This is a genomic window from Lachnospira multipara ATCC 19207, assembly GCF_000424105.1.
GTDB lineage: Bacteria > Bacillota > Clostridia > Lachnospirales > Lachnospiraceae > Lachnospira > Lachnospira multipara.
Genome location: NZ_AUJG01000007.1, coordinates 14,888 through 29,998, shown reverse-complemented (window position 1 = coordinate 29,998; position 15,111 = coordinate 14,888). Strand labels below are relative to the sequence as shown.

The window sequence follows — 15,111 nt, the reverse complement described above, 5'->3', positions numbered from 1 at the left end:
TGTAATAAAATTACCATTTTGCTAAGGTGTTATTCATGAAAGGGGGAATAGGAATATGAAAATCAGTCTAAAAAAGACAGATTTGTTTGTAGGAATTTACCTACTTTCTGCAGTTATGTTCTTTATTATTTCCATCCCTTCATGGTTGCTAGATTTTTTACTAGCCTTTAATTTAAGTGTTGCCTTAATTGTACTTTTTAATGCTCTTTTTGCTAAGGAAGTACTTGATATGGCCTCTTATCCAACAATTTTGCTTTTCACAACAATCTTTAGAATTGGCTTAAATGTATCATCAACTAAGCTGATTTTAAGAGATGGTGATGCAGGTAAGGTCGTTCTTACTTTCGGTCAATTCGTTGGTGGCGGTAACTTAGTAATTGGTATTATCATTTTCATAATTATCATTATCATTCAGTTCATAGTTATTAATAAGGGTTCTGAAAGAGTAGCAGAAGTAACAGCAAGATTCACTCTTGATGCTATGGCTGGTAAGCAGATGGCTATTGATTCAGACCTTAATACAGGTGCTATTACAGATAAAGAGGCAGCAGAGAAGAGAAAGAAATTACAGCAAGAGAATGCTTTCTTTGGTTCTATGGATGGTGCTACTAAGTATGTAAAGGGTGATGCAACCGCAGGCCTTATTATTACAGGTATCAACTTAGTTGGTGGTATTGTAATGGGTATGCTCTACAGTGGTCTAACAGTAAATGAGGCCCTAAATAAGTATACAATCCTTACTATTGGTGATGGTTTAAGTTCACAGATTCCATCCCTTCTTATTTCTTTGGCAACTGGTATTTTGGTAACTAAGGCAAGTTCTGATGGCGAGCTTGGTGATGAAATCGTCGGTCAATTATTTTCAATTGATAAGGTATTAATGATGGTTGGTGCAGCCCTTGTGGTTATGGGCCTTTTTACACCTCTACCAAATTATATCTATATTCCTTTGGGAATAGCATTAATTGTAGTTGGCAGAAGATTAAAGAAGAGAACTGGAGTAGAGGCAATAGAAGAGGAAGTAGAGGAAAGTGAGGCAGAAGCCCAAGAAATTCGAAAACCAGAAAATGTGGTGAATTTACTAAATGTAGATCCTATTGAATTGGAATTTGGTTATGGAATTATTCCCCTTGCTGATGTAAATCAAGGTGGTGATTTACTTGATAGAGTTGTAATGATTAGACGACAGGTGGCCCTAGAACTAGGTGCCGTTGTTCCAATTATTAGACTTAGGGATAATATTCAGTTAAATCCTAATCAGTATATAATTAAGATTAAGGGTATTCAGGTTTCAGATGGTGAGATTTTATTTGATCATTATATGGCTATGAATCCAGGCTATGTAGAAGAGGAAATCACAGGTATACCAACCTTTGAACCATCCTTCCATCTACCAGCTATTTGGATTACTGAAAGTCAGAGAGAAAGAGCAGAATCCCTTGGCTACACTGTAGTAGACCCACCTTCAATTATAGCTACTCATCTTACAGAAATTATAAGACAGCATATATCTGAGCTTCTTACAAGACAGGATGTATCTAATCTTATTAATAACATTAAGGACAATAATCAGGCATTAATAGATGAATTAGTGCCAAAGCTACTTGGTATTGGTGAAATCCAAAAGGTTTTACAAAATCTTTTATCAGAGGGTATCTCTATTAGGGATTTAGTTACTATTTTTGAAACTCTAGCAGATCATGCATCTGTAACAAGAGATACAGATATATTAACAGAATATGTAAGACAAAGTTTAAAGAGAGCAATTTCAGGCAAGTATTTCCCATCAAATGAAACTACAAGTGTAGTTACTCTTGATCCAAATATTGAGCAGGAAATTATGAGCTCTGTTAAGAATACCGAGCAGGGGTCATATCTTTCTCTTGATCCTGAGAGAACTAAAAAGATTATGGCTTCTACAGGAAGTGAGTTAAAGAAATTAGAGGATATGGGAAAAAATCCAATAGTTATCACTTCACCAATTGTGAGATTATATTTTAAAAAGCTTGCAGTTGACTACTATAAGGACATAATAGTGATTTCCTATAATGAAGTGGAATCCAACGTAGAATTACAATCAGTGGGGATGGTGACAGCGTAAATGATAGTTAAGAAATTTCAAGCGCCAACAGAAAATGAGGCAATGAAAAAAGCTAAGGAGGAGCTTGGGGCCAATGCTGTGGTCCTAAATATTAAGTTTTTAAAGGCCAGAGGACTTTTTAGAATTTTCAAAAAGGACCAGGTGGAGATTACTGCGGCTCTTGAAGAGAAGGAATTTATAAAAAATGTAAACACAAGAAAACCAGAAATGAAGACGGTTGATCCTAAAAAATCTAATGACAATGCTTCTCTTGATTTAAGAGCTGATGAGGACATTGATTTAAATGATCCAAAAAGAATCGAGGAAAGACTAGATGCTCTTCAAAAACTTATGAAGGAATCTAGTGCTAATAATCAGAAACTAAGACAAGACAATCGCTTTGATTCTAAGAATAGAAAAAGCGAAATCTATAGAAATCCTGATATTATTTATGAGGATGAGGAAGTAAAAAAGAATACTAAGCTAGAAGCTAAAACAGAAGCTAAAACAGAAGCTAAGCTAGAAGCGAAGACAGAAACTAAGACAGAAAATAAGACAGAAGCTAAGACATTAGAGGCAGAACTAACAAAAACAAGTCCTAAGGAAAACTCCTCTAATGATACATTTTTAAAGCTAATCCATAAAAAGCTAGTAGATAGCGAAGTGGATGAAAAGTATGTAGATGAAATTCTAGGAGAGATTGCCTTATCTATGCAAAAGGATTCTGACATTGATAGCATTCTTTCTGCAGTTTATCAAAAAATCATACTTAAGCTTGGGGAGGCTAGTCCGGTTAAACTTAATTCAAAGCCAAAGCTTGCCTTCTTTATTGGACCTACAGGAGTTGGAAAAACTACAACTATTGCTAAGATTGCATCTAAGTTTAAGCTTGAAAAATACGCAAAGGTTGCTTTTATAACTTCAGATACCTATAGAATTGCAGCGGTAGAGCAGCTAAATACCTATGCTTCAATTATTGACTGCCCTGTGGATGTAGTCTATGGACCAGAGGAGTTAAGGGAAAGCCTTGAAAGCTTTAAAAACTACGACTTAGTCTTAGTGGATACTGCAGGTAGATCTCATAAGTCTGAAGAACAGATGGAAGAGTTAAAACGCTTACTTGAGGTAGCAACGGATTATAAGGAAGACTATGACCTAGATATTTACTTAACTCTTAGCGTTACAACAAAGTATAAGGACTTAGTTAATATTGCTAAGAAATATGATGACATAAAGGGCTGGAAAATCATTTTTACAAAGCTAGATGAAACTTGTTCTCTAGGCAATATTATTAATGTGAAAATGCTTACAAATGCCCCTTTATCTTACACAACATCAGGACAAAATGTTCCTAATGATATTGAGCTTATCAATGAGCAATTTATTGCTAAACAGCTATTGGGAGGTAACACATAATGGATCAAGCCCAGACTTTACGCAATATAATAAAATTTCAAAATCAAAACTATCAGGCAAATGCTAGAGTAATAGCCGTAACTAGTGGTAAGGGTGGTGTAGGCAAGAGCAATGTCTCTATTAATCTTGCCATCCAGCTAGTAAATATGGGGAAGAAGGTTATTATTCTAGATGCCGATTTTGGCCTTGCTAATATCGAGGTAATGTTTGGGGTTATACCAAGGTATAACCTTAGTGACATTTTATATAAGGGCAAGGATATAAAGGAAATTATAACAAAGGGGCCTCTTGATATAGGTTTTATATCTGGTGGGTCTGGTATTGCTAAGCTCGTAAATCTTGACAGTGAGCAGATTAAGCGCCTAGTTAATAAAATGAGCGAGCTTGAAAGTCTATGCGATGTAATAATTATTGATACAGGGGCTGGTATTGCAGATTCTGTTATGGAGTTTTTAGTGGCAAGCCCAGAGACCATTATTGTTACAACCCCTGAACCTACCTCTATTACTGATTCCTATGCACTACTTAAATCTTTAAGTATGCATCCGCTCTTTAGCAATGAAAACTGTAAGATTAAGATGATTGCAAACCGCGTGGAATCTGAAAAGGAAGGGGAGCTTTTATACGAAAAGCTTAATTTAGTAGTTTCTAAGTTCTTAGATATTGATGTGGAATATTTAGGTTTAATACCACAGGATAATAACGTAACTAAGGCAGTTATGAAGCAAAATCCTGTGTCTATTATTTATCCTAATTCCCCAGCGACTAAGGCTTTTGAAAATATAACTAAAAAGATAATTGACTCAAAAGATGAAATCCCTGTAGCTAAAAGGGGCATAAGAGGATATCTAAAAAATGTATTTGCTAAGATGTTATAAGTTCTATTTGCCTTAGCTTTTAAGAGGAGAACTGGAGGTGAGTGTATGCTTGATAATATTGTACTTGGAACAAAAATCGAATTACAAAAAAGAATGGATAGGTTTAGTTTGTCCCCACAATCAAAGAGAAGCTACATAAGTCAGGTGCTTGATTACTCTGAGGAGGATGAGGATGAGTTAGTTTGTGCTATGCCTATTTTTGAGGGCAGAATAATCCCACTTGAAGTCAACTCTGAATATGATGCTTTCTTTTATACAAGTAAAGGCATCTATAAGGCAGCAGTTAGCATTACAAGAAGAGCAAAAGAAAGAAATATCTATACAGTTAATCTAAAATTATTATCAAATCCAGAAAAATTTCAACGACGTGAATATTATAGACTTGAATGCACAATTGAGGTGCAATATAGCCTCTTTAATGAAGAGGAAACCCAGTATTTTTTAAGACATTCAAAATTACCTAATAACTTGCAAGCAAACCCCGTTAAGGCTATAATAGTAGATATAAGTGGCGGTGGAGTAAGAGTGTTTACTCAAGAACAATTAAATACTGGAAGTTTTATAATGCTTAATTTTCAACTATTTATTTCAGGGAAATTAAAGCAGTTTAATGTGGCAGGAAAGATAGTAATGTCCCTTGAAAGTCCTAATGTTAGTGATATATACGATACTAGAATAGAATTTAAGCGAATTGCTGATAATGAGAGAAGCGAGATAGTAAAGTACATTTTTGAACAACAAAGGCAACTTCGTAATAAGGAAAGGGGATAGTCATGGCTAAAAAAATTTTGATTATTGATGACTCTGCACTCATGAGAAGGGTAATATCTGATATAATAAACGAAAGTAATGAGTACGAAGTCGCGGATTTAGCTAGAGATGGCTTGGAAGGTTTTGATAAAATTGTTTCAAATCCTAACTTGTATAGTGCAGTAATTCTAGATATTAATATGCCGAAGATGAATGGTATTGAACTACTAAAGAAGCTTCAGCAAAACCGTATTGATCAGACGGTTATAGTTGTTAGTACAGTCGCAAAGGAAGGTGCTAAGGAAACTATACAAGCCCTAGAATATGGAGCCTTTGATTTTGTTACAAAGCCAGAGAATTATCTTGAAACTAAAAGCGAAATATTTAAGAAAAAAATTCATGAGATGCTAGATGTTGCTACTAATACAAGGGCATCCCTTCAAAGAGTGGCAAGAGGCGCATCTTTTTCACCTTCAAGCAATACTAATACTAGAGATAATAAAGATACAAAAGTGGGATTGTCATCAAAAGATAGACCTACTTCTAGCTTTCAAAGATCTAGAGAAGACAATACCTTTAAAGCTAGTAGGGTAACTCCTTCTCAGTATTCAGGTATTAAAAAGGGCAAGAGTAAGTTAATTGCTCTAGCCTGCTCAACAGGTGGACCTAAATCATTACAATCTGTAATACCAATGCTTCCAAAGAATTTGGACGCACCAATGGTTTTAGTTCAGCACATGCCAGCAGGATTTACAGCAAGCCTTGCAGCAAGACTTAACGAAATGAGCGAGCTTAATGTAAAAGAGGCAGCAGACGGTGATGTCATTACTAAAGGTAATGTCTATATTGCCCCTGGTGGTAAGCACATTAAGGTTATGAAGGAAGGTGCAAGCTACGTTATTAGACTTAACGAAGCACCTGCTATAGATGGACTTAGACCATGCGCCAATGTAATGTATGATTCCCTTCAAAATTCTAATTTTGATGAGATAACTTGCGTAGTGTTAACGGGAATGGGAGCTGATGGAACCAATGGCATAAAGGGCCTAGCAGCCAGCCATAAGAACATACATGTCATCGCACAGGATGAACAATCTTGCGTAGTTTATGGCATGCCAAAAGCACTAGCTTCAACAGGTTTAGTTAACGAGGTTGTACCTCTTAATAAGGTAGCTGAAGCAATAACTAAGAACGTGGGGGTATCTTAAATGGATGTAAGCCAGTATTTAGAGATATTTATTGATGAATCAAGTGAACATTTACAGTCTATTTCAGACGGCGTAATGGTCCTCGAGAAGGAACCAGACAATCAGGATACTATTAATGAAATTTTCCGTGCTGCTCACTCTCTTAAGGGTATGGCAGGTACAATGGGTTATAAGAGAATGCAGAACTTAACTCATGATATGGAAAATGTATTCTCTGAGGTTCGTAATGGCAATATCAGTGTTACATCTGATATGTGTGACGTTTTATTCCAGTGTATGGATGCACTTGAAAGCTATGTTGATAATATTCGTAATAACCAGGATGAAGGTACAGAGGATAACGAAGATATCATTAAGGCTTTAAATGCCTTCATTGAAGGAATTGGTGGTGACGGAAAGAAAGAAGCTAAAAAGGAAGAGACAAAGGCTGAGGAAGCAAAGGAAGAGCCAAAGCAGGAAGAAGCTAAGGCGGCTAAATCAGATAATAATCAGCTTGAAGGCTTAACACTAGCAGACTTTGAAAGGTCAGCAGTAAATGAAGCTCTTGAAAAGAATATTAGCGTCTTTAATATTAAGGTAGAGGTTGAAGAGAGCTGTGTACTTAAGGCAGCTAGAGCCTTCTTAGTGTTTAAAAACTTAGAGGGCCACTGTGAAGTTATTAAGTCAGAACCTACTACTCAGGATATTGAAGATGAGAGATTTGAATTTGAATTTAGACTTCTTATTACAACAGAAGAGGAAATCGATTCTATTGTAAGCATCATTAAGAGCGTTTCTGAAATTAAGGATGCAACTCCAATTCAGGTAACAGATAAGCTTGATGAGGAAGAAGAAAAGCCAGAGGAGAAGCCAAAGGAAGAGAAGAAACCTGCGACAAAGGAAACAAAGCCAGCTTCAAAGGAAGAGAAAAAGCCAGCAGCAAAAGAACCTGCAAAGGGTGGTGGCAAGGCTGTTTCTCATACAGTTAGAGTAGATATTGAAAAGTTGGATGTATTAATGAACTTAGTATCCGAGCTTATTATTGCAAAGAACGGTTTAGTTTCAGCTAGTAATGATGGAGAAAATGGTGGCATTAAGTCAGCTAACTTTACAGAGCAGATCGAATATTTAGAGAGAGTTACAACAAATCTTCATGAGTCAGTTATGAAGGTTCGAATGATGCCTATTGAAAGTGTTATTTCTAAATTCCCTCGAATGGTTCGAGACTTATCAAAGAAGCTTGATAAGAAGATGGAATTATATATCACTGGTGAAGATACAGAACTTGACCGTACTGTAATTGATGAAATCGGCGATCCAATCATGCATATGATTAGAAACTCTGCCGATCACGGGCTTGAACCTACAGATGTTCGTATTGAAAGAGGTAAGCCAGAGGTAGGTACTATCGCTCTTAACGCCTTCCAGGAAGGTAATAACGTAGTTATTGAAGTTAAGGATGATGGTAATGGTATTGATACAGAAAGAGTTAAGGCTAAGGCTGTTGAAAAGGGTGCAATCACTCAGGAACAGGCTGATTCAATGACAGAAAAAGAAGCTGTTGACTTACTCTTTAGACCATCCTTCTCTACAGCAGAAAAAATCACAGATGTATCTGGTAGAGGTGTAGGTCTTGATGTAGTTAAGTCAAAGATTGAAGCCTTAGGTGGTGATGTTGAGGTTAAGACAGTTTATGGTCAGGGTTCAACATTTAGCATTAGACTTCCACTTACTCTTGCTATTATTCAGGCTTTAATGGTAAAGCTTGGCGAAGAAAAATATGCTATTTCCCTTGGTTCTATTGAAACCATTGAAGATATTGCAATCAGTGAAATTAAGTATGTACATGCCAAGGAAGTGATCCATTTAAGAGGATCAGTTATTCCTTTAATTAGATTAAGAGAACTTCTTGATGTTCCAGGTGAACCTGAAGAGTCAGATACAATCGTAGTTGTAATTGTACGTAAGGGTGATAAGCTTGCAGGACTTGTAGTAGATAGCTTAATTGGACAGATGGAAATCGTTATTAAATCACTTGGTAAGTATATCAGCATTAATAAGATGATTAGTGGTGCAACAATCCTTGGTGATGGTTCTGTAGCATTAATTATTGATGCTAATACATTAGTATAGGGGGTAACGGCTGTGGATAATGTTAATGCTATTGAAGATAAGAGCATGGAGAGTACAACTTCCGTGCAGTATATTGTAGTAAAAATTGGTAGCGAACAGTATGGTATCAATATTAATTATATTGACAACATCGTAAGAAGCGAACCAATTACAAGAGTTCCAAAGACTCAGACATATTATAAGGGCGTAATTAACCTTCGTGGTGAGATTATTCCTGTAATGAGTGTAAGAATTAAGCTTGGCCTTGAGCCAGACGAATTTACAGATAAGACACGTTTTATCATTGTAAAGGTAGATGGCGCTACAATTGGTGTAATTGTAGATCAGGTTAAGGAAGTAGTAACACTTGATAATGACAGTATAGAAAAGGTTAATAAGGCCAATAATTCTGATGCTGCTGCAAATTACATTGAGAGCATTGGTAAGAGTAATGGTGAGTTAATTTCCTTACTAGATATTGTTGGTTTAATTGTGGAGGCTAGTGAGAAGTAGCTAGAATGGTGGTATCATGTCCAAGATAAATTTAGAAGAACTTAGTGATATGCAATTTGATATATTAAAAGAAATCGGTAATATTGGCGCAGGCAATGCAACAACTGCCCTTGCAAAGATGTTACAGATGAAAATGGATATGTCAGTTCCTAAAGTAGCTCTCTTGCCCTTTAAGGATATATCCCAGTTGATTGGTTCTGAAGACCAAATAGTAGTGGGTATATTACTAGACATGGGGGGTGAAATTAACGGAATGATGATGTTTCTTTTTGATACAAAATCGGCTCATCATCTAGTTAATAAACTTATGATGCAGGAAGACGTGGTAGATGATTATGCAACAGATTTTACAGAGATGGAAATGTCTGCAATTAGTGAAATTGGTAATATTGTATCCGGCTCTTATTTAACAGCCCTTGCAAGTCTTACTAATTTAAAGGTTCAGGCAAGCGTTCCTTCCCTTACAGTTGATATGATTGGAGCTTTAATGTCGGTACCTGCCTCAGAATTTGGTAAATATGGAGATAAGCTTCTATTAATCCAATCTCAGTTTGGAGAAGAGGGTTATGTAAATGGATACTTTATGTTAATTCCAGAGTTAGAATCTTATGACAAAATTTTATCAGCTCTTGGTATGTGAGTTTTTTAATCCAAATGTCCATTAGTAGTTTAGGATTACTATGGGCATTTGGATTGAATTTGAGTAGTGTATAAGGATTGACTATGAATATAAACAGTATGATTAAGGTCGGAATGGGCGATTTAAAAGCTTGTAAAAGCCCAGAAGTTTTGACTACCCTTGGCCTTGGCTCATGTGTAGGTGTGGCCCTATACGATCCGGTAACTAAGGTTAGTGGCCTTCTGCATTGCATGTTACCAGATAGTAAACAATTTAAAAATGCATCAAATGTTGCAAAATATGCGGATACCGGTTTGGTTGAATTAGTTAATCAAATGGAGAAACTAGGAGCTAATAAGACAAGATTAGTTGCAAAGATAGCCGGAGGTGCCCAGATGTTTTCAACTAATACCAATAACGAAAACTTAAAGGTAGGCCAAAGAAATGTAATGGCAGTCAAGATGAAGTTATCGGAGATGCGTATTAAATTACTAGCAGAAGACACAGGATTAAATTTTGGTAGAACAGTAGAATTTTATTCAGAAACAGGAAAGTATAAGATAAAGGCTGTGGGTAAACCAGAAAAGTTAATTTAGGCTAGTTTAGAGGTGACTATATGAGTAGATATAGAGTGGTGCCTGCAATAGTTACTTTACTTGCAGGTTTTATTACAAGCGTACTACTTATTTTAAACAAATACAGTTTAGAAGTATTTGTCTGGATAGTGCTTCTTGTAATGGTTTGCTTCTTTGTTGCTAGCTGGCTTGTAGTTTATGCTCTTAATCGCCTAGCGGATAAGATGGAAGAAGAACAAAAAGAGGAAGAAAACATTGATCAAGACGAGGATATACCTGATATTGATCTAGATAATATAGATAGTATTGAAGGGGTAGACGGCAAAGATTTTGATTATAGTGATTTTAGGGATGAATAAAGTAACTTATTAAAATGGGGGACATGTAAACATGGATGAAGCAGGCAGAAATAAACTTTGGCAAAGTTATATGACTAACAGGTCTAGCGAAACAAGAGACCAACTTATAATGGAATATGCTCAGTTGGTCAAACTTGTGGCCGGCAGAATGAACATGTACTTAGGTTACAACGTTGAATATGATGACTTAGTAGGTTATGGAATTTTTGGCCTAATTGATGCTATTGATAAGTTTGATTATGGTAAAAATGTAAAGTTTGAAACCTATGCAAGTTTAAGAATCAGGGGTGCAATTCTAGATCAAATTAGAAAAATGGATTGGATTCCTAGATCTTTGCGTCAAAAGCAAAAAAAGATAGATGCTGCTATGGCAAAGATTGAGGCAGAAACTGGCCATGTGGCAACGGATGAGGATATTGCTAAGGAATTAGGTATTTCAGAGGATGAATTACTAGAGTGGCAGGGTCAAACTAAGGCTACTAATCTCATTTCCTTAGATGAATATACAGAAGCTGGCAGCGAAGTAAAAATGGATAGCATCGGCAATTCCCACTTTGAACAGCCAGAAGAAGCTATTGAAAAAGAAGAATTAAAGCAGCTTATGGCAAAGGCAATTGAGAGTCTAACTGAAAAAGAAAGACTTGTAATTACCCTTTACTATTATGAAGAAATGACACTAAAGGAAATCAGTTTAACTCTTGAAGTATCCGAATCAAGAGTTTCACAGTTACATACCAAGGCCTTAATTAAGATGAAGGCATTACTTGGAGATTATGTATTCCCAATGTAGGCAAAAAGGAGCGGCTTATGATAGAAAAATGTAGAGTGGGCTATTTTCAATTTGAAAACAAGAGCGACGGCTTATATGTAAATGTTTACCCTCCTAAAGAGGAAACATTTTCACCCGCCAAAATTGACGATGCCATGTTTTATATTGATAAGAAGAAAATAAGCTGCGACATTGTAAAATTAGATGAAGCTATTAAAACAGGAGCATCAAAAGAGGTGTGCCAAAAGATTAGCGAGGAGTGCCCAAATCCGGTAGGAGAATTTGCAGATTATTACATTAATCCTGATGGAATGAGTGTGGAAGCTATCTTTTATCCACCTTTCGTTGGGGCTTCTTTTTTAGATTTAGAGGAAATAAAAAAGGATATTACATTTAAGGGCGTTAGGTCAGGTACTGATGAGGCAGCCATTAATGACTTCTTAGAAAATAAAGAGTACGGTAAGGTCTATGTGCTAGCTAAGGGTAAGGAGCCAAGACAGGGAACTGACGGCTTTATAGAATATAAATTTAATACAGATTTAAAGCCAAGGCCTAAGATTAATGAGGATGGAACGGTAGATTTTCATTCCCTTGAAAATCTTAATCATATAGAAAAAGGCGACGTGGTGGCTATTCTTCACCCAGAAGATAGAGGCGAGGAGGGTATTGATTGCCTTAATAGAAAGGTCAATCCAAGACCTGTAAAGCACGTGGTCTTTAGATATGGTAGAAACCTTGTGATTTCCGAGGATGGACTAAATCTTATCTCAAAGGTAAGTGGTCATGTAATGCTTGAAGGGGACAAAATTTTTGTATCAGACGTCCTTGAACTTGTGGATGTAGGTCCTCAAACCGGAGATATTGATTATGATGGAAATGTATTAATTAAAGGAAATGTACAAGCAGGCTTTAAGATTAAAGCTAGCGGGGATATAAGCGTTAGCGGACTTGTTGAAGGAGCTGAGGTTATTGCTGGTGGTACAATTACTCTTAATCGCGGTGTGCAGGGAAAGACAAAAGCAGTAATTAAGGCAGGTAAAAACATTGTAGCCAAGTTTTTAGAGTCTTGTGAGAGCGTATATGCCGGAGGAGATATTGAGGCGGATTCCATTTTGCATAGCAAGGTTATTGCTAAGGGAAAGATAACTGCTAATGGTAAAAATGGACTTATAATCGGAGGGGATGTTAGAGCCACTCTTTGCATCGAAGCCAAAAATATTGGCAATGAAATGGGCACAAATACCACAGTTGCCGTAGGAGTTGACCCTGCTATGAAGAGGCGCCTAGAGGAATTAAAAAAGATTTTAAATGATCTAGGAAAAAATAAGATTCAGCTAAATCAGTTACTAGAAGCCCTAAGAAAAAAGCAACAGGCGGAAGGAAGTCTAGCTCCTGAAAAGCAGGAGATGATGACAAAGACTATGCGAAATGTAATTATGCTTGAACAAGAAATTGCTAAAAATAAAAAGGAATTTGAGGAATTAAGGCAGTCTATTGGGGAAGAGCAAAATGCCATAATTAGGGTAGCAGACGCGGCATATCCAGGAACCAAAATTGTCTTTGGAGATGTGTCCATGTTTGTAAAAAAGAAATATGATTTCTGCTCTTTTGTCAGGGATGGCGCAGAGGTTAGATTATCAGCATATTAGTTAATGGCTCTTGGGGATAAAATCTTCAAGAGCTATTGTTTGTTTTAAGAAATTATAGTATATTTAGACGTGTGCTATGATTGGAGGTTGTTATGGTAATTAAACCAGTAGAATTTGGAATGATACAACAGCAAAACCTAGTATCAAGTGAGCAGGCAGCAGAGAATAACAGACCTGTGGCCAATCAATCTAATATTCAGACAACTATAGAGCATAATGTGGAAGCTAAGGCAGAAACTGTAACTAACAAAGACGATACAGAATTAAATAGTGGAAGCTTTGATGCTAAGGAAAAAAGTAATAATGAATACAATAAGGACCGCGCTAAGGGTAAGAATAATAAGAAAAGCGATGGCCGCGTATTTATTAAAGGACAGGGAAGCACGGATTTTGATATTAAAATCTAATAAATTAATGGGAGGGTTATATGACAACCGTTAGTGTAACTTTAATTATTATTGGAATTATCTGTGTCGTATTAAGCATTGTATTTAATTTCGACAAGGATAACAAGGAAAGCCAGGGGATATCCTCTGAACTTACAAAGGAGCAGCAAGATAAGTTAAGAAAGCAGATCAACGAAATTATTGATGCTCAGATTCTTAATGTAACAGAGAAGACTGAAAGTTCTCTTGATAAGATTTCTAACACTAAGATTTTAGAGATGAATGAGTATGCTGAAAATGTACTTGGTGAAATCAACAGAAATCACAACGAAACAGTATTTTTATATGACATGCTCAATGAAAAGGCTAAGGAAATCAAGTCAACTGTAAAGGATGTTAATATAACAAAGAGACAGGTTGAAAAGATTCATGCTGAGGTTAAAGAAAATGTCAACAAAGAAGAGGAGTTAAATTCTGAGCCTGAATTAAATGAAGGTGAGGAAGTAAAGGATTTGGCCCGTCAAAGATTAGAAGAGCTAGTAAAGAAAAGCGATTCTAATAGAGATAAGAATTTAACTATGAGAAAGACTCAAGCAGAAGAACTTGAAAGAAAGAAGGTAGCTTCTGAGGTAGATAAGGAAGTCTTTAAGGTAGTTGATTTTGCTAAAGAAAAGGAAAATATTATCCTTTCTGAAGAGAATCAAAAAAAGGACTTTATTAAAGCTGAGGATGCCAATCCATTTTCAGATGTAATCACAGATATTGAAGAGATAAAGAAATCTGCCAAGAAATCAACTAGTAATGAAGCTAAGGAAGATGCAGAATTAGATGCTGAGGCAGATGTATTAGAAGGTTTTGAATTTGAAGAGTCAGTTGGCTTTGAAGAAGTTAAGGCAGAGGCTACTAGTGCAGCTGCAGCTACAGAAACAGCTACAGAAACAAAGACTTCAAAGCTTTCAGAAGCAGCAGACACTACAGAAGTTCCTGAGGTGGCAGCAGACGAAGTTAAGAAGGTTTCGAAGTCAAGAAAGAAGTCTGAAACAACAGTAAAGAAGAGCACTACAAGAAAGACAAGCACTAAAAAGACTTCTGATCAAAGAAAGCTAGACCTTTTAAAGAAGAATATTAGCGATGTCGAATTTGACAGCGACGCTTCTAATAATGATAGAATCTTAAAGCTTTCAAGCTTAGGTTTCTCTAATAAGGATATTGCTAAATACTTAAATCTTGGTATTGGCGAGGTTAAATTAGTAGTAGATCTTTATAAAGAAACTAAGTAAGGAGGGGTAATATGAGATTCAAGCAGTATTTAGGTGGTTTTGGCGCAGGAGTTATTGTTAGTGCAAGCATTTTAACTATAGCTAATGCAGTCACAACTAACACAACAGCAAACGAAGACACAACATCAGCATATATTTCATATACAGTTCAGGAAGAAAATGGTGACACAATCTCTTTTGAAACTAAGAGCTCTAATGAAAATGTAGAAGAGACAACTCTAGCTACAGAAAGTCAGACAGAAGCCACAACTGAAGCTACAACAGAGGCCACAACGGAGGCAACTACAGAAGCTACTACAGCTGCTTCAACAACAGCTACAATTGAAATTCCATCAGGTACTTCAACAAAGGAAGTATTTAATATTATTTACAATGCAGGGGTAATCTCAGATGTATCTGCATTTAGTAAGTATATGTATGATACTGGTTATGATACAAAGATTAGAATAGGAACTTACACTTTAACAAAGGGTGATTCCTATGAGAATATTGCAAAGATTATTACACATCAGTAAAATGCTTTGCTAATATCTAATAA

15 protein-coding genes are annotated in these 15,111 nt (G+C 36.2%); all 15 read left to right on the top strand.

Annotated elements, in window-relative coordinates; genetic code table 11:
- Positions 1-55: 55 nt before the first annotated feature.
- The 15 genes from flhA to G600_RS0107140 all read left to right on the top strand — a co-directional run bounded on the left by flhA (position 56) and on the right by G600_RS0107140 (position 15,088).
- A complete protein-coding gene (gene flhA, locus G600_RS0107210) occupies positions 56-2,101 on the top strand; it encodes a flagellar biosynthesis protein FlhA (RefSeq protein WP_034245903.1) in 2,046 nt (681 codons plus the stop codon).
- Positions 2,102-3,496, top strand: a complete 1,395-nt coding sequence (flhF, locus tag G600_RS0107205) for a flagellar biosynthesis protein FlhF (protein ID WP_027431339.1) — start codon at positions 2,102-2,104, stop codon at positions 3,494-3,496.
- Positions 3,496-4,374 (top strand): MinD/ParA family protein, encoded by an 879-nt coding sequence (locus tag G600_RS0107200; RefSeq protein ID WP_027431338.1) that lies wholly within the window; start codon positions 3,496-3,498, stop codon positions 4,372-4,374. Before flhF ends, G600_RS0107200 begins: the two co-directional genes overlap by 1 nt.
- A gap of 45 nt (positions 4,375-4,419) precedes the next feature.
- Positions 4,420-5,145 (top strand): flagellar brake protein, encoded by a 726-nt coding sequence (locus G600_RS0107195; protein ID WP_027431337.1) that lies wholly within the window; start codon positions 4,420-4,422, stop codon positions 5,143-5,145.
- A 2-nt stretch (positions 5,146-5,147) separates the two neighbouring features.
- The gene (gene cheB / locus G600_RS0107190) at positions 5,148-6,332 is read left to right on the top strand and encodes a chemotaxis-specific protein-glutamate methyltransferase CheB (RefSeq protein ID WP_027431336.1); all 1,185 of its coding nucleotides are present in this window, start codon (positions 5,148-5,150) and stop codon (positions 6,330-6,332) included.
- Positions 6,333-8,444: a chemotaxis protein CheA gene (locus G600_RS0107185; RefSeq protein ID WP_027431335.1), complete on the top strand. Its 2,112-nt coding sequence runs from the start codon at positions 6,333-6,335 to the stop codon at positions 8,442-8,444.
- Between the two features lie 12 nt (positions 8,445-8,456).
- Entirely contained in the window at positions 8,457-8,936 is a 480-nt protein-coding gene (locus tag G600_RS0107180) for a chemotaxis protein CheW (RefSeq protein WP_330361992.1), read from the top strand.
- Between the two features lie 16 nt (positions 8,937-8,952).
- Positions 8,953-9,576: a chemotaxis protein CheC gene (locus tag G600_RS0107175; RefSeq protein WP_027431333.1), complete on the top strand. Its 624-nt coding sequence runs from the start codon at positions 8,953-8,955 to the stop codon at positions 9,574-9,576.
- Between the two features lie 89 nt (positions 9,577-9,665).
- The gene (locus tag G600_RS0107170) at positions 9,666-10,151 is read left to right on the top strand and encodes a chemotaxis protein CheD (RefSeq protein WP_027431332.1); all 486 of its coding nucleotides are present in this window, start codon (positions 9,666-9,668) and stop codon (positions 10,149-10,151) included.
- Between the two features lie 20 nt (positions 10,152-10,171).
- Positions 10,172-10,489: a hypothetical protein gene (locus tag G600_RS0107165; protein ID WP_027431331.1), complete on the top strand. Its 318-nt coding sequence runs from the start codon at positions 10,172-10,174 to the stop codon at positions 10,487-10,489.
- Positions 10,490-10,520: 31 nt separating this feature from the next.
- The gene (locus G600_RS0107160; RefSeq protein ID WP_027431330.1) at positions 10,521-11,279 is read left to right on the top strand and encodes a FliA/WhiG family RNA polymerase sigma factor; all 759 of its coding nucleotides are present in this window, start codon (positions 10,521-10,523) and stop codon (positions 11,277-11,279) included.
- A 17-nt stretch (positions 11,280-11,296) separates the two neighbouring features.
- Positions 11,297-12,907 (top strand): FapA family protein, encoded by a 1,611-nt coding sequence (locus G600_RS0107155; protein WP_027431329.1) that lies wholly within the window; start codon positions 11,297-11,299, stop codon positions 12,905-12,907.
- Between the two features lie 92 nt (positions 12,908-12,999).
- Positions 13,000-13,314 (top strand): hypothetical protein, encoded by a 315-nt coding sequence (locus G600_RS0107150; protein WP_027431328.1) that lies wholly within the window; start codon positions 13,000-13,002, stop codon positions 13,312-13,314.
- Positions 13,315-13,334: 20 nt separating this feature from the next.
- Positions 13,335-14,573 (top strand): DUF6115 domain-containing protein, encoded by a 1,239-nt coding sequence (locus G600_RS0107145; protein WP_027431327.1) that lies wholly within the window; start codon positions 13,335-13,337, stop codon positions 14,571-14,573.
- Between the two features lie 11 nt (positions 14,574-14,584).
- Positions 14,585-15,088: an endolytic transglycosylase MltG gene (locus tag G600_RS0107140; protein WP_027431326.1), complete on the top strand. Its 504-nt coding sequence runs from the start codon at positions 14,585-14,587 to the stop codon at positions 15,086-15,088.
- Positions 15,089-15,111: the final 23 nt, after the last annotated feature.